The organism is Thermostichus sp. OS-CIW-30 (genome assembly GCF_054060215.1).
On record NZ_JBSSCZ010000007.1, the window covers coordinates 16,494 to 34,023 of the forward strand.

The window sequence follows — 17,530 nt, forward strand, 5'->3', positions numbered from 1 at the left end:
GGGGGCTGCCCCTTGCTCCTGGGGGATCCCTTTCAAATTGGCGGGGCGTCGTTCCAAGCCGACTTTGTTGGCTACAGAGGAAGCTCCAGGCTTTTCACCCTAACTTGGTAGCCCATTGCCAGGCGAGATCAAGGTGAGATCGAGGTTGCGTTCGACATAAAAGGGATCCCTGTATCCCGGCTGTTTGGTTGACTGGGAGAACCTTGGAGTCCTTTAGAATTTTAGGGGCGAGGAGTGAGGAAATATGCGGAAGCTGTTGTGTTCCTGTGGTCGAATAGCCTGGGGAGCGGCCTTGGCTGCCACTCTACCGGTTGCTGCTGTTCCTGCCTATCCCCAGCCTGTGCTTCCGCTGCTGCCGGTTCCTTCTGAGGGCGGCGCTGCTCGAGGTGGGGTTGTGGCTTTATTCAATCAATCCATTTGGTGGGATTTTATTCGCGGCAATCGTGGCGAAAACCTACGCCTGTTCCCGGCCAGCCTAACTTCCCCATCTCGCCAGGATGTGGTGGCCGTGTTTCAGATTCAGCGGCAGCCCACCGTAGAGCCGGTGGTGCGCGTTCTCAGCTTCGAGCATCAGGGGGGGTATAGCTTTCGTCTGCTCCACACGGCTGAGCCGATCCCAGGGCGGTTGGTGGAGGCTCACCTGCGCACGGACATTACCTCCAGCCCACAGCCCAAGTTGGTGCTCCTCACCGAGCGAGGGGGCATCAGCCTGCTGCGCTCTGTCTTGGTCTTGGAACACCGGCCTGAGGGACTTGTGCCACTGCTGAGCGTGACGGATCTGAGCAATGCCAGCCTGCGGGTCAGCCCGCAAGGGATCCTGGTCATCTCAAGCCCGCCCGGTGCCAGCCGTGACTTGAGGGCTACCCTCTACCAATGGGAGGGGGATGGCTTTGTCCGTCGAGATCTATAAGTCCATCATCTGTTGTGACTGTTGTGAATCTGCCTGTCAATATCCATCTTTGTCAGCGAGGTCTCGCGTGGAGCGGATGTCCGTCTCGGCTATCGCTGCCCTTGCCAGCAAGCTGATACATTCACGCTGAACTCTCCTGAACATGGTTCAGGAAAGAAGCGATCGCATCCTGCCTATCTCTGTTCGCGTCAGCGGGACGGAGTCCAAGCAGGAAGGCGGTATCCCGCAAAGCCCTGAGGAATACCCCCCGAGCGCTTTCCCCCTTCACTTCCCGGCAACCGTTGCGGTGGACTCAAGGATCAGGGGGAAACTTGGTCTACTATATCCCTCTCGATGACTTTTGCCAAACCGCCTAAAGCTCAGTAAATTCAGCAAAGTTCAGGGTTTTGGGGGTTAGAGGCATGCTCCCAAGCTGGGGGCTTGTCCCACCTGCCAAAGGAACAGACTCTCGGCCCCAAGGGGGTGAATACTCCAGGGATCCAGGCCAGACCCAAACCACCCATAGGGATCGACGGCAGCCGGTTGGCCCGAGTTGGTGTTGTCGAAGCGACGTACCTCGAAATGGAGATGGGGCCCGCTGGCACAGCCGCTGTCTCCCGATAGGCCGATGACTGCTCCTGCGGCCACCACTTGCCCCTCCTGCACCCCGATTTGACTGAGGTGGGCGTAGAGGGTCTCCCAGCGGGGAAGTGCTCTCCCGTCTGTTCTCTCCCCCTCCGAGAGTTCTGGCTCGTGCAGAAGGCGCACCCGCAACCCCCTGACCAGCCGGCCCAAGCTGGGGCAAAAAAACTCCGGCTCCTCGCGGGCCAAGGTGACCCGTCCTGCGGCAGCGGCCAGGATCGGGGTGCCCACCGGCATCTCCCAGTCATAACCGGCATGGCCATCGCTTTTGCCACACGGGTGCAGCGGGTCGGGGATCCAAACCTGGCCTTGCCCACTCACAAACCGTCTGTTGCCATCCCTCTCCCCCAAAGGCAGATCATGGTCGAAGAGATTGGTGACGGGAAATTCTCCGACAAAGGGCTTGTGCAAAAACGGCCACTGGGGCGGCGGCGGATCCCCATAAGCAGAACGATATTTTTCCAGCTCCAGCCGATAGTCTTCCAGATCCTGACGCTGGGCGGGATCTTCCGTGTGCTGCTGCAACAGATCCACCAGCTGCAGGGCCTGAAGCCAGTCCTGGCGCTCCACAGCACGAGCCAGTTGGGCGTACACCCCCACCAGGGATCCCTGCTGTGAAGACGGGGAGGAGACCTGGGGAAAAACGGGCGAGATGTTTACGAATTGATACAATAGACAGCAAAATATCAGCAGTGTCACCGTTAGCGGTGGTGACATCCCTGCCCAGAGGGCCATCCCAAGTAGGCCGGCCTGCAAGCAAGCGGGCTTGTTCTTGGCTTTAGGCTCTCTCTTCAGGCCATCCGCTTTTCCCCTCAGCCGCCGTATGGGTTGCAAGGAGACAGAGCGGCTTCGCTTAACCACTCTTCGGGAGTTTCTCATGCGTTGGTTCTCGTCCTCTGGTGTTCTCGTCAGCCTGCCTTTCCAGTCTTCTGTTGGGCGAAGTGTTCTGCCCCTGTCTGGCTCGATTTGGCAGCGGCTGGAGGCCTTAGCTCTGGGTTTGCACATTCTGTCTTTGCTTTTTGGGTTGGCAGGGTTGCTCTGGGTTGTACCCCATCCTGAGTGGGTGGCCAGTTTGCCCCCCATTGGCCTTCAAGCTTTCTCCTTGAGCATGGGCAATGGCGGCGTGGCCTACATGGTGTTCGGTGCGCTGGCGGCAGTTCTGATGGGATCCCGGCTGTTGGGGATGCGGCGCCTGTTGATGTTTTTGATCCCGGCGGTGGGCATTTCCTTGGGCAGTGAGCTGTTGGGTACCAGCACTGGGATCCCCTTTGGCAACTATGGCTACCTGAGTGGGCTGGGCTACAAGATTGCCGGGTTGGTGCCTTTTACCATCCCTCTGTCTTGGTTTTATGTGGGGTTGTCGTCCTATTTGTTGGCGCGTGTGGCTCTGCAAACCCAGCGCCACTGGTTGATCCACTTCGAGGCCATCATGTTGGGGGCCCTGCTGCTCACCGCCTGGGACTTCGTGCTGGATCCGGCCATGACCCGCGGCTTGATCCCGTTTTGGACGTGGTTTCAGCCGGGGCCCTTCTTCGGTATGCCGCTGCAAAACTTCGGTGGTTGGATGCTGACCGGGGCTGCCTTCATGACGGTGGCCAATCTGCTGTGGGGCGAGGATCAACCCATCCTTGACCGCCGCCAGTTGGTGGGGCCGCTGGTGCTCTATGTAGCTAATTTTGCTTTTGCCCTGCTGATGAGCCTGGGCTCCGGCATTGTTGCGCCGGCGGGGCTGGGCCTGTTGTTGGGGTTGGGGCCCGCTTTGGGGTTGTGGTGGAGTGCAAAGACCCCATCCCGCTATTGCGAAAGGACTCCGTCCCGCTATCGCGACCAGCCTGAGCCGCCTTCCCATCCCCAAAAGGACTCTGTCCCGCTATTGCAAACGGTTGAGGGAGAGGCAGGTCAAGCCTGGGATACTTTGGAGGATCCCGGTTGGGTTGGCGCGAAATAAACTGGCCCTAACCTTTCCTCGGCGAGATCCCCCAGTTGTCCAGGCCATGAACTTCTGCAGCGACAATGTCACAGGCGCCTGTCCTGAGGTGATGGAAGCCCTGTTGGCCCTCAAGGGATCCGCCATGCCCTATGGAGGGGACGAATGCACAGCGCAGGTGCAAAGGCTGTTTGCCGAGATCTTCGAGCATGAAGTGGCGGTGTTTCCGGTGGCAACAGGATCTGCTGCCAATGCCCTGGCCCTTTCGGTGCTCACCCCGCCCTACGGGGCGATTTATTGCCATCCCGAGGCCCACATCAATCTGGACGAATGTGGAGCGCCAGAGCTGTTTACAGGTGGGGCCAAGTTGGTGGGGATCCCCGGAGAGCAAGGCCGTATCGGCTGGGGCAACTTAAAAGCAGCCCTGGAGCGGGCGGGGTTTGGGGTGGTTCATCACGTGCAGCCTGCCTGCCTCAGCCTGACCCAAGCCACCGAGGCCGGCACCCTCTACTCCTTGGAGCAGCTTGGATCCTTGGCGGATTTGGCCCATCACTTTGGCCTCAAGGTGCATATGGATGGGGCTCGCTTCGCCAACGCCTTGGTCGGTTTGGGTTGCACCCCTGCCGAGATGACCTGGAAAGCGGGGGTGGATGTGCTGTCCTTTGGGGCCACCAAAAATGGAGCCTGGGCTGCGGAAGCGGTGGTGTTTTTTCATCCAAATCAGGTGGGCGATTTTGAGTTTCGTCGCAAGCGCAGTGGCCATCTGCTCTCGAAGATGCGCTTTTTGTCTGCCCAATTGCAGGCCTATCTCCAGGATGGGGTGTGGCTGCGCAATGCCCGCCATGCCAACGCAATGGCCCAGCAGTTGGCTCAGGGACTGGGATCCCTGCCGGGAGCCAAGTTGGTGTATCCTACCGAGGCCAATGAGGTTTTTATCGAGCTGCCGGAGCCGGTTCTCCAGGCCCTAGAGGGAGCGGGGTTTCGGTTTTACCGCTGGCTGGGGGAAGGTCACCACTTAATCCGCCTGGTGACGGCTTTTAACACTTTGCCCGCGGATGTCGAGCGCTTCTGCCAGGTGGCTCAGCAAGCCAGCCGTTTGCAATAGGCGGACGGAGTCCTTGCAGCTGACCGGGGATCCCCCTGGCCAAAGGCCTGAGCATCCCAAGGGATCCCTGAAGGCTGTTCATCGGCTCGTCAATCCTTAAAGTGGGTGCTGTCGCGACCGGGCTTTTTCTCCAGGCAGGGCGAGGCGGAAGTCGATCCCGTTTTCTTCGAGTTGTCCCGTAGCAAACCGATCAGCAGGCAGGCCACCCCGAGGTTGATGGCCACATCCGCCACGTTGAATACCGGAAAGCGAATCCAGATCAAATTGAAAAAGTCCACGACATAGCCGTTGACGAAGCGGTCGATGCCGTTCCCCACGGCTCCTGCCCACACCAAGCCATAGCCGGCCTGTTCCCATCGGCCCAGGATCCCGCCGCGAATGGCCAGCAGCGCCAACGCCAGCGCCACCCCCAGCGAGATCCACTTCAAGAGCTCTGCCGAATCTTCAAACAGGCTCCAAGCAGCGCCGGTATTCTCCACGTAGGTGAGGTGAAACACCCCTGGCCACAGCTCAATCTCTGGCCCCGGCAGCAGCCGTTCCACTGCCCAGTGCTTGGTCGCCTGATCCAAGATTACCCCCAGGATCCCGGCCAGCCAAAAGCCTTTGTTTTTCATGTCGTCTTGGCCTCAATCACGTCCACCGGCAAGAGCGCCCCGATGAGCACTTTTCCCATCCTGACATGCTGCTCTTCTGCCGGCTCATTGCACAGAAGCTCAAGGGCGGAGCTCTGGACTCGAAGTTGGGCCTGTAACGGGATCCAACACCGGTGAGTGGCCTCAGAAGCGATTGGCCGCCTCTGGCTTGAGAGGAGCAGCAAGAAAACCGTCCAGCTTAGGCAACTGGACGGGGATCCCCTGGGGGTGGACAGGATTGGCTACCGACCCTGCTGCTCCAGGGAGCGGCGCAATTCACTGGCCATCTGCATAAACTCTTGCGGATTGCCCGCCTTGCCGTAGGAAGAGCGATCCTGAACCTTTTTGCCGCTGCCTTGGCGGGTGCGGGTGTTGAGCAAAGCGCTGGCCATTTCCATGAACTTGGCAGGATTTCCCTCGCTGCTGCCCCGCACGAGAGGGGCGCGTCCGGCACGAGTGACAGCCATAGATACCTCAATTTCAGAAATGAAATGCTTGTTACATTTTCTCACAAGGGCTCTGCGATCAACCAGGGCCAGCGTTTCCTTGCTGTTACAGCGACTCCGGCCAATACTTGGGGATCCTTCTAAGCCGCAAACCTTGCCTGAGGTTGGAAAGAGCCATCAGCGAGTTGAGGTTTTCTCTTGAGTCCAATGATGGATCAGCCAAATGGGGAGCACCGTCAGGCCGATCACCCCCAGGGCCACCACGCTGATCACCGGGCGCTGCCGAGGCTTGGTGAGCTGGCTAAACACCCAAATCGGCAAGGTTTGCTGCTGGCCGGCGGTGAAGGTGGTGACGATAATCTCATCGAAAGACAGCGCGAACGCGAGCAGGGATCCCGCCAATAGGGCCGAGGCCAGTTCGGGCAGAAGGATGTACCGAAAGGTTTGCAGAGGATTGGCCCCCAAGTCGGCAGAAGCTTCTAGCTGAGAGCGTCCCATGCGGCGAAACCGGGCCAGCACGTTGTTGTACACCACCACCAGGCAAAAGGTGGCATGGCCGATAACAATTGTCCAAAAGCTGAAAGGGATATGCAGCAAATGGATCGCCGAGCGCAAGGCGATCCCGGAGACAATGCCCGGCAAGGCGATGGGCAGCAACACCAAAAACGAGATCGTCTCGCGGCCAAAAAATCGGCTGCGATAGACTGCTGCTGCCGCCAGGGATCCCAGCACCACCGCCACTCCGGTAGCCAGCACAGCCACCCGCAAAGACAAAAACAAGGCCCGCCAAATATCGGCCCGCCCCCAGGCCACGGCAAACCAACGCCAGGTCAGCCCCGGCAAAGGGAAGCGCAAAGTCGCCTCATCGGGGCTAAAGGCGTAAAGGACGATCACCAGCAGAGGAAGATGGAGAAAGAGCAGCACCCCCAGCGAGAACAGGATCCAAAGCCATTGGCCGATGGGAAAAGGGCGAATCGGCATGGATGAGGGAGAATACAGAGCCGGATGGGGAACAGTCTACAGGTAGAGAAATGGTCTGTGAAATAGCCTTGTAGGGAAGCAGCTTTTGGCAAGGACTTTAGATTGCTTGGCTGACTCTGGAGCTCCAGTCGAGCAGAGTATCCCAAACCCAGATTAAACTCGCAGCATGATCGCGTTTTTAAGCGGCCACCTTGTGGCCATCGAATGGGGAGAGCGCAGTAGCCTCACTGTTGAGGTGCAGGGGATCGGCTATCGCGTCAAGGCCCCAGGACGTTTTCTCAAGCAACTGCCTGCAGTGGGGGAGCCCGTCCGGGTGTTCACCCATTTGGTGGTGCGAGAGACCGAGCTGGTGTTGTACGGGTTTGGCTCGCCAGCCGAGCGCGATTTGTTTGTGGAACTCATCAAAGTCTCAGGGGTGGGGCCGGCTTTGGGCTTGGCCCTGCTGAATACCTTCGGCCTGCCGGAGCTGATTCAGGCGGTGGTGACCGAAAATGTGCGCCTGCTCTCCCTCACGCCGGGGGTAGGTCATAAAACGGCCCAGCGGCTGGCCTTGGAGCTGAAAACCAAGCTGGCCCACTGGCGACAGGGGATGGGGGTTGCGGATCAACCCTTGGCCGGAGGGCCGCCCATGCCCATCCGAGAAGAGGTGGAAATGGCCTTACTGGCCCTGGGCTACAGCACTCAGGAAATTCAGGCTGCCTTGCAAGCTCTGCCCACTCACCCCCGCCCAACGGAAGACTGGCTGCGGGATGCCATCACCTACCTGAGCCAGCAGCCATGAAGCACCGCCGCATTGCTATTCTGGGTGGAACCTTCAACCCTGTGCACCATGGCCACTTGATCATGGCAGAACAAGCTCTTTGGCAGTTTGACCTGGATCAGGTGCTGTGGATGCCCGCCGGGGATCCCCCCCACAAGCCTCTGGCCCCTGGCGCCAGCAAAGCCGACCGCTTGGCCATGGTCAAGTTGGCCATTGCCGACCACGAGCGCTTCGCCTGCTCAGAGCTGGAGATCCGCCGTTCGGGGCGCTCCTACACCATCGAGACACTGCGCACCCTCATCCAGGAGCAACCCAATACCCAGTGGTACTGGATCATCGGCGTGGATGCTCTGCGGGACCTGCCCCAGTGGTATCAAGCGGAAGAACTGGCCCGCCTCTGCCATTGGATTGTTGCCCCACGGGTGGATGCCGGCGATGCCGCCCAGGTGCTGCAGGCGGTGGCCGCAAAGCTGCCCATCCAAGCCCAAATCCTGGAAGCTCCCACCCTGACGCTCTCTTCCACCTACCTGCGACAGCAAATCCAAAAGGGAGGGTCTATCCGCTACCTGGTGCCCCCTGCCGTGGAGCACTATATCCGTCAGCACCGCCTCTATCTGCAGCCCTAAAGGAAAAAAGGGGGCGGATCCCCCCTCTAGAATCACCAAATTTTCGGGCTGGAGGCCCGCACCATAGCCGCAGGCTTGGTGTCGAGAGGAAAGCCCTCCTCCATATAGGTTTGCTGGTCAAAAGTCTGGATGAACTACAATAAGCCCATGAGCCAGACTATCTCTGTACGTTGCAAGCTGATAGTCCCACAAGAGTTGCGTCAAGAAATTGACCGCACCTTGCAGAGATTTGCTGACGCTTGTAACCAGATCTTGGATACCGCCAAGCGCGAGAAGTGCTGGAACACCGCCAAGCTGCACCACTTGGTCTATCGACCGGTAAGAGCAGCAACGGGGCTGAAAGCCAACCACGTCTGTCAGGCGCTCCGTCGGGTGATTAGCAACGCCAAGGCGGTGAAGCAAGTCCACAGGTTCCGCCCCACCAGTCTGACTTTGGACGCTCGTACTTTTAAGTACCGAGAGTCCAACCAAACCGTGGGCGTGACCCTGATGAGCGGACGGGTTTGGCTCAAGCTCAAGATTGGCGGCTATCAAATCGCTTTGCTGCGGGGGCAGAAGCCGACAAGCGCAACCCTGTCCAAGACCAAGCAAGGGGACTACTACATCAACATCGCTGTTGAGCTGGATACTCCCCCGACTGGCAAAACTCCAAAGGTAATCGGAGTTGACTTGGGCAGGCGGGATATCGCCACCGCTAGCAACGGACGCTCTTGGAGTGGAGAGCACATCCAGGCCGTCCGTGACCGGTTCAGCCGTGTACGCGCCAAGGTTCAATCCAAACGCACTCGCAGCTCTAGGAGACTGCTGAGAAGGCTCTCTGGGAGAGAACGGCGCTACCAGACATGGCTGAACCATAACATCAGCAAAACCTTGGTCAGGGATGCCCAGGCTATTGGTGCGGCACTGGCTTTTGAAGACTTGACAGGCATCAGAGATTGCCTGAATCAGAAGTCTCGAAGTAAGGCTGAGCGGCGCAGGACTAACAACTGGGCGTTCTACCAGCTCAGGATGTTTGTAGCCTACAAGGCTGCCATTGCCGGAGTGCCTGTGGTGCTGGTGCCGCCTGCCTACACCAGTCAGACCTGCCACAAATGCCTGCACATCCACCCTGAGCGGGGTAAGTCCTACCGCAATGGCAAGTCGTTCAAGTGTGGACACTGCGGGTGGGAAGGGGATGCTGACCATAACGCTGCTCAAGTAATCTCTCTCCTTGGGGCGACTGTAAACTCGCCTGAAATTCCGAAACTTAGCTGTCCTCTGGGGCCGCTAGGGATTGGGATAAAGCTCGCACCCTGCACATAGCGCGGGTGTCGGGTAGTTTACCAAACAGCTTAAGACCTGCCATACGCCACAGCCTCTCCCCGGAAGAGGGAAAGGCTGGAACTGGGTTGGGAAGTAAACTGCTTTTCTGGTACTCTGGAATACTTGTGCTCTGTGGGCAGTTGAGAGTGGGGTTGCGGCCAGGTGCCCCCATCAGTAGGCTAAGCCCATGCTGCGGGTGGTTTCGGGGCCAAGGTAGACTCGGATGCTCAGAAAATCGGTGGGACAAGCGGTTTCACAGCGTTTGCAGCCAACGCAGTCTTCGGTGCGGGGAGCGGCAGCGATCATGCCAGCCTTGTTGTTCCCCTTCCAGGGCACCATCTCCAACACGTCGGTGGGACAAGCCCGCACACACTGAGTGCAGCCGATGCAGGTGTCGTAGATCTTGACCGAGTGAGCCATTAGCGTTCTCCAGTCGAGCAGGTTGAAACGTTAAAAAAAGGTTTACCGAATCCGCAGGGCAGCAGCATCGCTGCGCAAGTGCCCTCAGTGTACAGTAGTCCTGGGAAGCCTCCAAAATCTCCGATCCAAATGTTCAAACAAATTTACATCCGGTGGGCCAATGGGAAGGTTGCTGGGGTTGGGCTAGGATCGGCCTGAAGATGACAGGACAAGGGATCCCGAACATGGGGCGCTCGGTGCAAGATTGGCGAAGGCAAACTCAGGGCAATCTGCGTCGTCTGGGGCCAATTTTGCTGGAGATCTTCGAGGAAAACGTCCCTCGCCTACGCCGCTGGGATCAGCAGCTCACCGACTGGGTGCGCAGCCACCGCTGGGGGGTGGATCCGTCTCTGCCCAAGGTGGCTATCTATGTCCTGGGCGCAGTGGTGATCCTGGCGATCCCACTTCTCACGTTTGTGGCTTTGGGGGCCTTTCTGACCTTTCTGGGTGTCCAAATTGTCCAAAAGTGGTCACAAGGGGATCCCGCTCGCCAAACTCAGCGCCGCTATCTGCGCAGTGCTGACGCGGATGATGATGACTTTGATCTGGATTGAGAAAGGGGCTGCAGGGAATGGGCGGGCTAACTGTCCGCCGACCGTTGGGGCTCCTGGGAGTCTTGCTGCATGCCCAAGCGTTGCTTCACCTGTCGGATCAACTTCTGGTGAGAGCGGTTTTCCAGCCTGTTCAGGCCGATGGCGCCGGCCAGGATCCCCAACTGTAAGGCCAAGCTGGGCAAGGTGGTGTTCAAGTCCCGTCCCGCCAGGGCTCGAAAGAAAAACACAAACGCCCCGATGGTAGCCGAGAACCCCACCGCCAAGTAGATGAAGCGCCGCAAGCTGCGGTAGGGAGCGGCCAGCTCCGTCAACAGCCTCACCTGCTCTGCTGAAGAGGGATCCCGCCGCTGCGACAGGGGCGATCTTGGCTTGGGATCGGAGTCTGCCATTGGCTACACCTCCTCAGGCAACAAGAGGGGCTCCCGACCGGAAACCCCCGCCAAAACGGCTTCGGCAGCGCGGCAGGCGGCCAGAATATCTCGCTCTTCCCCTCCCAAGTACACGCGGCCAAAGCTACCGAAAGGCATCACCTCCAGGATGTTGATCTGGGCAGATTTTTCTGCCTCGTTGGCAGCCAGGGGGGCATAGCCTGCCGGTTGCACCTCCAGGATATAGAGGGTTTGGCCGGCCAGGAGCATTTGGCCACGGCGGGAACGGTTAATCAACTGGGTTTGGTGGGGATCGATGTTGCGGATGATCTGGCTGGAGATGATGCGGGGCTTGAGGCGCTCCTGTTCACTCACCCCTAAGGCAGCCAGAATCGCCCGTCCGGCGGTGCGGGTATCCCCTTGGTTGCTGGAGTGTACTTCCAGAAGGCCGTAGAGGCGTTCCACCACCTGCAGCCCCGGCCTCACCGAGGTGGCCTTCAGGGCAATATCCATAACGCGGTTGATCTCGATGCCGGGGGAAATCTCGACCCACAAAGAAGTGTCCCCAGGCAGGGGCAAAAAGCCGTAGGCTACTGTGCCCAGATAAGCAGCATACTGGGGTTGCAGCCGATCCAAAAACACGTAACTGCGAAGGTCGATCCCCAAAAAAGTCCTCCCTTTGGGCTCAGTTGGATGTTGAGCTGATGGCGATCTACATTCTCATTCTCCAGCCTCATCCCAGCTCTTGGATCTTGGGCAGACCGGCCAACCTTGGCGCATCAGTTGGGTTGCTGCCCGGCTCTACAGATCGCCCTGAGCCACCACCTTCACCGTTGTCAGGGCTTCCACGTCGATGGGCCCGCGCACGTGCAGCCGCTGGGTAGAAATGCCCAAAGACAGGTCGCGAAACGCTCCCAACGTGGGGATCCCAGCTCCCCGGCCTGCCGAGAGGGGGGAAGTGTTGATGTGGATCAGGGCGGCATCTACTTCCTGGAGAAAGCGCTGGGCCGCCGATTGGCTATCGGTGAGGATCGTCTCCGATTGACGGCAACCATTTTTGTTAATCCAGGCGATCGCCTCCGTCAGGTCGGCAATGGGCTGCAGGCGCAGATGAGGTCGTTCCGTCGAGTCAAAGCCTTGCCCAAGCGGCTGGAGCTGCGGGAACTGTTCCAGAATGGGGGCGGCTGCCTGGATATCGATCCCGTGACCCAGCAAGTCCTCAATCAAGGCGGTCAGATGGTTGGTGGCCCAATCGGTGTGGATCAGCAGCCAGAGGGTGAGAGGCTGATAGATAGGGATCCCTTCTGAGCCATACTGGGCGAGGGGATCCAACAAAGCCGACTTGACCAAGGGCCAAGGGGCAGTGCGATCCAGATAGATGTGGCCGTAGCCCAAATGGGTAGCCAGAGTCGGCACTTTGCTGGCCTGCAACAGGAACTCCACCCAGCCGGGGCGACCGCAGGGAATCACCAGGTCGAGGTAGCGGGTTTGCTGTAACAACGGCAATAGTGGGGAATCTACTTGGGGATCCGCGGTTCGGTCTTGGGCGGGCAAGGTTTGAATGGCCCCTTCCGGGATCCCGTGCTCATAAGCCGTCTCTGCCAAGAGGTTGACCATAGCCTGGTGAGTTTTCTGGATGGGACCGCTGCTGGCCAAAATCACGCCATTTCCTGTTTTTAGGCACATGCCAATGCCATTTAAGGCAAACTCGGGGTAGATTTCGTAGACCAGAGCAATCAACCCCAACGGGACGCGGTAGCGGCCAATAAACAGGCCATTCTCCTGGCGGTGCCCTTTCTCCAGCTTGCCAATGGGATCCGGCTGCTGGGCCAGGAGAGTCAGCAACTGGGCGGATCGCTGTAGACGCTCGGGGGTGAGCTTCAGGCCGTTGAGGATCCACTCCGGTACGGTTTGCTCGCGGCAACTTTCCAGGTCGAGGGTATTGGCTTCCAGGAGCAGATCGGAGCGCTCCAACAAACACCGCGAGAGAGCCAGCAGGGCCTGGCGCTTGGTTTGGCTGCTCAACCGCTGCATCTGCGGTAGTAAGCGGCGTACCTGTCGCAGAGTGGTACCTAAGTCAAAGTCTGAACCGAAATCTGTCACTTGAACTTCTCCCGCCTAGCCCATTAGAGACAGACCCGCTGCGTTCTCCAGACCACTGCTAACAAGAAATGGTTGGATCCACAAGTGCTGGGGCTGCCAATTCTGGAGACCAGTCGCTGGAGAAAATCTCACTCACCTCAGGGCCGCCGCAGCAGCAGGATCGCCGTTACCATCAGCAGCGTTAGCAACAAGCCGAGAATCATGAACCAACTGAGCAACTGGGTTTGGTTTGGGAAGAGCACTGCGCCGATGAACCCAACCGCCAAGACAATGCCCAAGCTGAGGGTGAGGCCCAAGAGCGCGGATCCCTGTAGGGTGTTTTCCCGCCGCAACACCCATTGGTAGCCGTTCCAGAACCACATTTTGCGATAGGGATAAGAAACGGCCAGTTGCTCGATGTACAGGCGGTCGGGGGTAATGGCAAAAATATGCTGGCAACGGCTACACCCAAAGGCTTCGGTTAGGGTGATCAGGCGTAACTGACCTTGGTGGCAGCACGGGCAGGGGTAAATTTTGGTGGGCTCAAGGGTCTGAGCGACACGCGGGGCTGAGTTTTGACGGGGAGACTTGCGGGGAGAAGAGAAGGCCACAGCTCTCAGCCGGTGAGAAGTTGGGATCCCTCACATCCTATCTTCAGGAAAGCGGAGTCAAGCCACCCAGAGATGGTGGACGTAGCGCCAGGTGAGGATTTGGTTGAGGGCAAAAAAAATGAAAGCCAGCAGCCCATATCCCAGCTTCAAGGCGACACCAAGATAGGGCCGCATCCGCTGGGGGATGAAGCTGAAATCGGTGTGTTTGGCCCAATGCACCAACGCCAGCACCTGCACGATGTGAACCGGCAGACAATAGCGGCTCATGCTTCGCTCGCCCAAGGGGCTCGTACCCGTCAGGGCAATGTAAAACATGGCCCAAGCAGCCAGGTGAAATCCCAGCCGCTCCCGCCAACACTGGCTTCTACCTGCCATAACTCCTGCCGCATCCATTAAACCTGTAACAAGCAGGGATCCCAGGGTGGCAGACACAAACAGTTGGCTAAGAGCGTCAGCCCACAGCCCAGGGTCTTTCATCGGTGCAGAAAGAGAGAGTAAGCTTTGCCAGCGTTCGGCGGAAAGGACATATGTGCGAGCTTGGAAAATAGCTTGATAATTGGCTTTCACGCCGGTAAAGTAACGCTGCATTTCCAGGTAGAGATCCCAGCGTCCAAAGCGAAGCTGACAATAGAAGAAAAAGCCCAGCCCTCCCAGCAAAGCCAGGCCCACCGTCACCATTGTCCAAAGCCGGCGACGGCCTCGGGATCCCTGCCAAAGATTGAGGAGAGGAATCAACGCCACCGGCAAACCCACAATCCGGGTAGCACTCATGGCCAGGCCGTGGATCCCGGCCAGGAGCATCAGCAGGGGACGATCCCAATAAATGAACCAGTAGAGAAAACCCAGCAAGCTGGCCATAAACAGAGACTCGCTGTAGCCCACGCACAGGTAGAAGCTGGTGGGATAGATGAAAATAATCAAGCTCGCCAAAATTTGCCAGAGTGGGGGAATTTGCCACCTGCGGTAGAACAGGAAAAGGTAAACCCACATCAGCCAGCAAAAGAGCTGAGCAGTTAAGTAAAGCCCCAGTTCAGGGTCAACGCTCAAAAGGTGACTGATTCCAGCCACCGCCAGGGGGTAACCGGGGAAAAAAGCCACGTTGCTCTGCTCATAGGCAATCTTATCAAAGCTCACAAACTGGTACCCTCGCCGCACAATGCTGAGATACCAATAGCTATCCCGCTGACTCAGAGCCGCGAAAGCAGAAGCATAGTCACCGCGTTTTGTCCAGAGGTATATCGTTAGCACTTGCAGGATAGTAAGCGCTAAGCCTAGCAAAGCAATCCGAACAGAGAAGCAACCTAAAAGTTTGCGGATCTGCTGCAACAGATGGCTGAGGCGAAGACTCATCGGCACATTGCTCTTTCTCTCGTCAAGACGGCTCCGTCAAGCCACCCAAAGATGTTGGACGTAGCGCCAGGTGAGGATTTGGTTGAGGGCAAAAAAGATGAAAGCCAAAAGACAATACCCCAGCTTCAGGGCACTGCCAAGATATCGCCAAGCCCGTTGGGGGATGAAGCTGAAATCGGTGTGTTTGGCCCAATGCACCAACGCCAGCACCTGCACGATGTGAACCGGCAGGCAATAGCGGCTCATGCTTCGCTGGCCCAGGGAACTCATGGCAGCCGCAGCGATGTAAAACATGGCCCAAGCAGCCAGGTGAAATCCCAACCGCTCCCGCCAACATTGGCTTTTACCTACCATAACTCCTGCCGCATCCATCAAGCCTGTAACAAGCAGGGATCCCAAGGTGAGAGGGACAAACAGTTGACTGGCAGAAATTCCCCATCCTCCATCTCTCAAAGCAGCAGAAGAAGAGAATAGGGACTGCCAATAGCCAGGGGAAAAGAGGTGGGTATAAGTGTGAGCTTGAAGAATGGCCAGGTAATTGGGAGAACTGGGGCCAAGATAGGACTGCATTTCCATGTAGAGATCCCAGCGGCCAAAGCGAAGCTGACAATAGAGGAAAAAGCCCAGGCCGCCCAACAGAGCCAAGCTCACTACAATACCTGTCCAAAACCAACAGCGGAATCCAGCTCTCTTCACCGGATTCAAAAGATTCAGAAAAGGGATCAATGCCAGCGGCAAACCCAAAATACGAGTAGCACTCATAGCGAGGCCGTGGATCCCAGCTAAGAGCATTCGCCGAGGGGAGTCCAAATAAACTGACCAGTAGAAAAAGCCCAACAGGCTGGCCATAAACAAAGATTCGCTGTAGCCTACGCACAGATAGAAGCTGGTGGGATAGATGAAAATAATCAAGCTCGCCAAAATTTGCCAGAGCGGGGAGACTTGCCACCTGCGGTAAAACAGGAAAAGGTAAACCCACATCAGCCAGCAAAAGAGCTGAGCAGTTAGGTAAAGCCCCAGTTCAGGGTCAACTCTCAAAAGGCGGCTGATTCCGGCCACCGCCAGGGGATAGCCGGGGAAAAAAGCCACGTTGCTCTGCTCATAGGCAATCTTGTCAAAGCCCACAAACTGGTACCCTCGCCGCGTGATGCCGAGATACCAATGGCTATCCCACTGAGTTAGGCCCTTGAAGATGGAAACATAATCGCTCTCCTCACTCCAGAGGGAGATCATAAAGATCTGCAGCACTGTCAAGGCCAAACTGGGCAACAAGATTTGCCCTAAGAAAGGGGCAAGGTACTGCCGACCTCGCTGCAACAGATGACTGAGAGGAAAGCTCATCGCTGAATCGTTAAGGGTGAAGATGGCACTTTGATTTCTTCTTGGTAATCGTCGTCGGAGTTCACCTGCCAGAGATTGTGACTACCGGGTCGGAGAATGTTCTCAGCCGCCAGCAAGCCCATCAGTAAACTGTGATCTTGGTTGTTGTATTTAAATGAGCCGTAGCGGCCCACCACTTGTAGATTTTCAAACTGGCTGAGATACTCCTGCAAAATGGCTAAATCTTCTTTATAGCTACCGGTATAGATGGGATAAGTGCGGGGCAGGCGCACCACAAAGCCACTGTAGATCTTTTGATCGTGAAGCAGGCCAATTTGACGCAGCTCCTTCTCGGCCAAAGCCAGCAATTCCTCCTCAGGAGCTTGCCACAAGGGATCCCCAAAGTTGCACCAATACTCACAGCACAAGGGGGTTTGCTCTTGGTTGGGCAACATGGCCGGAGACCAATTGGCGAAGTTGGTCACCCGTCCCACCCCCACCGTTGGATCGTTGATATACAGCCAGTTATCGGGGAAGAGCTGGGATCCCTGCACAATCAAGTAAACCAAGACAGTATTGCGAAATCTGAGATTGCGGGCTGCCTGCAGCACTTGGGGGGGAGGCAATTTCCGCAGGCTCTGCACCAACACCGTCAGAGGGATCGAGGAAATGACGTGGGAGGGGGAGACCCAAGTTTCACTTCCATCCTGAAGATTGCGCAGTTGCAGCTCGACAACTTGGGATCCCCGATGTCTGAGGGTGACTACTTCTGTGTTGAGCAGGACTTTTTGTCCCTCGGCAAGCAAATACTCCTGCATTTTTTCATAGAGCTGCCCGGATCCCAGACGAGGAAACTGAAACTGGTCGATCAGAGACTTGGCCAAGCTTCGATTCCACCCCAAGGCCTTTTGGATGGCTTGCCCAAGGCTGAGACCTTTGATGCGCTGGGCAGCCCAATCAGCACTGATCTCGGTACAAGGGATCCCCCAAAGCTTTTCCGTATATCCTTCAAAGAACATTTGAAAGAGTCGGGTGCCGAACTTGCCTTTGACCCAGTCGGCAAAGTTCTGGGGAGCTGGTCGCGGAATTAATTGTGCCCAGAGATAGGAAAGGACAATGTGCAGGCTTTCCCACCAACCCACTTTGCGCAGGACTTCCCAGGCCTGAATGGGGTACTGAAAATACTGCTTGCGGTAATAGATGCGGGTGAGCCGTCGGACGGTTACTTGCTCGGATTCCAAAACCTGATTCCACAACTCTCGCACCGGCAGGATTTTAGTGAAAAAACGGTGCGGGCCATAGTCCAAGATAAACCCCTGATACTGAATACTTTTGGCCAAACCCCCGACCTTCTCCTCTCGTTCTACCACCACTACGGAAAAACCCAGTTGGTTCAAGCGATAGGCAGCCGCCATGCCTGCCGGCCCCGCTCCCAGGATGTAGATGGGATCCCCCACTCTGTCTCTTCCCGAAACT

At 57.5% G+C, this 17,530-nt stretch carries 19 protein-coding genes; 7 read left to right on the forward strand and 12 right to left on the reverse strand.

The features are described from left to right. Window positions 1-292: 292 nt before the first annotated feature. Entirely contained in the window at window positions 293-910 is a 618-nt protein-coding gene (locus ACVWZF_RS04095; RefSeq protein ID WP_414374941.1) for a hypothetical protein, read from the forward strand. A 393-nt stretch (window positions 911-1,303) separates the two neighbouring features. Here the strand turns inward: ACVWZF_RS04095 and ACVWZF_RS04100 are convergent, their stop codons facing one another. Beyond that, entirely contained in the window at window positions 1,304-2,203 is a 900-nt protein-coding gene (locus ACVWZF_RS04100; protein WP_457410913.1) for a M23 family metallopeptidase, read from the reverse strand. A gap of 205 nt (window positions 2,204-2,408) precedes the next feature. Here ACVWZF_RS04100 and ACVWZF_RS04105 point away from each other — a divergent pair, with 205 nt between their 5' ends. After that, window positions 2,409-3,479: a carotenoid biosynthesis protein gene (locus ACVWZF_RS04105; protein ID WP_457410915.1), complete on the forward strand. Its 1,071-nt coding sequence runs from the start codon at window positions 2,409-2,411 to the stop codon at window positions 3,477-3,479. Between the two features lie 46 nt (window positions 3,480-3,525). Next, window positions 3,526-4,563 carry a threonine aldolase family protein gene (locus ACVWZF_RS04110; RefSeq protein WP_457410968.1) on the forward strand — a complete coding sequence of 346 codons (1,038 nt, stop codon included), beginning with the start codon at window positions 3,526-3,528 and terminating at the stop codon, window positions 4,561-4,563. Between the two features lie 89 nt (window positions 4,564-4,652). Here the strand turns inward: ACVWZF_RS04110 and lspA are convergent, their stop codons facing one another. The 3 genes from lspA to ACVWZF_RS04125 all read right to left on the reverse strand — a co-directional run bounded on the left by lspA (window position 4,653) and on the right by ACVWZF_RS04125 (window position 6,622). After that, window positions 4,653-5,177: a signal peptidase II gene (gene lspA, locus ACVWZF_RS04115; protein ID WP_414350134.1), complete on the reverse strand. Its 525-nt coding sequence runs from the start codon at window positions 5,175-5,177 to the stop codon at window positions 4,653-4,655. A 260-nt stretch (window positions 5,178-5,437) separates the two neighbouring features. After that, entirely contained in the window at window positions 5,438-5,662 is a 225-nt protein-coding gene (locus ACVWZF_RS04120) for a hypothetical protein (protein ID WP_148202686.1), read from the reverse strand. 156 nt (window positions 5,663-5,818) lie between these two features. Then, complete coding sequence (locus ACVWZF_RS04125; RefSeq protein ID WP_457410916.1) at window positions 5,819-6,622, reverse strand: ABC transporter permease; 804 nt, start codon at window positions 6,620-6,622, stop codon at window positions 5,819-5,821. Between the two features lie 166 nt (window positions 6,623-6,788). Here ACVWZF_RS04125 and ruvA point away from each other — a divergent pair, with 166 nt between their 5' ends. From ruvA to ACVWZF_RS04140, 3 genes are all read left to right on the forward strand, one after another. Further along, window positions 6,789-7,403, forward strand: coding sequence for a Holliday junction branch migration protein RuvA (ruvA, locus tag ACVWZF_RS04130; protein ID WP_414416864.1), 615 nt, complete (start codon window positions 6,789-6,791; stop codon window positions 7,401-7,403). Further along, window positions 7,400-8,008 carry a nicotinate-nucleotide adenylyltransferase gene (gene nadD, locus ACVWZF_RS04135; protein ID WP_011432197.1) on the forward strand — a complete coding sequence of 203 codons (609 nt, stop codon included), beginning with the start codon at window positions 7,400-7,402 and terminating at the stop codon, window positions 8,006-8,008. The genes ruvA and nadD overlap by 4 nt, the downstream gene beginning before the upstream one ends. Window positions 8,009-8,155: 147 nt before the next feature. Next, window positions 8,156-9,310 (forward strand): RNA-guided endonuclease InsQ/TnpB family protein, encoded by a 1,155-nt coding sequence (locus ACVWZF_RS04140; RefSeq protein ID WP_457410918.1) that lies wholly within the window; start codon window positions 8,156-8,158, stop codon window positions 9,308-9,310. Window positions 9,311-9,481: 171 nt separating this feature from the next. Here the strand turns inward: ACVWZF_RS04140 and psaC are convergent, their stop codons facing one another. Then, window positions 9,482-9,730, reverse strand: coding sequence for a photosystem I iron-sulfur center protein PsaC (gene psaC / locus ACVWZF_RS04145; RefSeq protein ID WP_011432199.1), 249 nt, complete (start codon window positions 9,728-9,730; stop codon window positions 9,482-9,484). 200 nt (window positions 9,731-9,930) lie between these two features. Here psaC and ACVWZF_RS04150 point away from each other — a divergent pair, with 200 nt between their 5' ends. Then, window positions 9,931-10,323 carry a hypothetical protein gene (locus tag ACVWZF_RS04150; protein ID WP_238376872.1) on the forward strand — a complete coding sequence of 131 codons (393 nt, stop codon included), beginning with the start codon at window positions 9,931-9,933 and terminating at the stop codon, window positions 10,321-10,323. Between the two features lie 26 nt (window positions 10,324-10,349). Here ACVWZF_RS04150 and ACVWZF_RS04155 read toward each other — a convergent pair whose 3' ends face one another. The 7 genes from ACVWZF_RS04155 to ACVWZF_RS04185 form a co-directional block, all read right to left on the reverse strand. Further along, entirely contained in the window at window positions 10,350-10,712 is a 363-nt protein-coding gene (locus tag ACVWZF_RS04155) for a DUF3493 domain-containing protein (protein ID WP_457396125.1), read from the reverse strand. A 3-nt stretch (window positions 10,713-10,715) separates the two neighbouring features. Continuing rightward, window positions 10,716-11,357 (reverse strand): hypothetical protein, encoded by a 642-nt coding sequence (locus ACVWZF_RS04160; protein ID WP_011432202.1) that lies wholly within the window; start codon window positions 11,355-11,357, stop codon window positions 10,716-10,718. Between the two features lie 135 nt (window positions 11,358-11,492). Continuing rightward, complete coding sequence (locus tag ACVWZF_RS04165; protein ID WP_457410920.1) at window positions 11,493-12,794, reverse strand: gamma-glutamyl phosphate reductase; 1,302 nt, start codon at window positions 12,792-12,794, stop codon at window positions 11,493-11,495. 137 nt (window positions 12,795-12,931) lie between these two features. Then, on the reverse strand, window positions 12,932-13,384 hold the full coding sequence (locus ACVWZF_RS04170; RefSeq protein ID WP_414330987.1) for a hypothetical protein: 453 nt from the start codon (window positions 13,382-13,384) through the stop codon (window positions 12,932-12,934). A gap of 57 nt (window positions 13,385-13,441) precedes the next feature. Continuing rightward, entirely contained in the window at window positions 13,442-14,518 is a 1,077-nt protein-coding gene (locus ACVWZF_RS04175) for a hypothetical protein (protein WP_457394567.1), read from the reverse strand. A 252-nt stretch (window positions 14,519-14,770) separates the two neighbouring features. Then, window positions 14,771-16,075, reverse strand: a complete 1,305-nt coding sequence (locus tag ACVWZF_RS04180; protein WP_457410922.1) for a mannosyltransferase family protein — start codon at window positions 16,073-16,075, stop codon at window positions 14,771-14,773. Beyond that, a complete protein-coding gene (locus tag ACVWZF_RS04185) occupies window positions 16,072-17,511 on the reverse strand; it encodes an NAD(P)/FAD-dependent oxidoreductase (RefSeq protein ID WP_414409351.1) in 1,440 nt (479 codons plus the stop codon). Before ACVWZF_RS04185 ends, ACVWZF_RS04180 begins: the two co-directional genes overlap by 4 nt. Window positions 17,512-17,530: the final 19 nt, after the last annotated feature.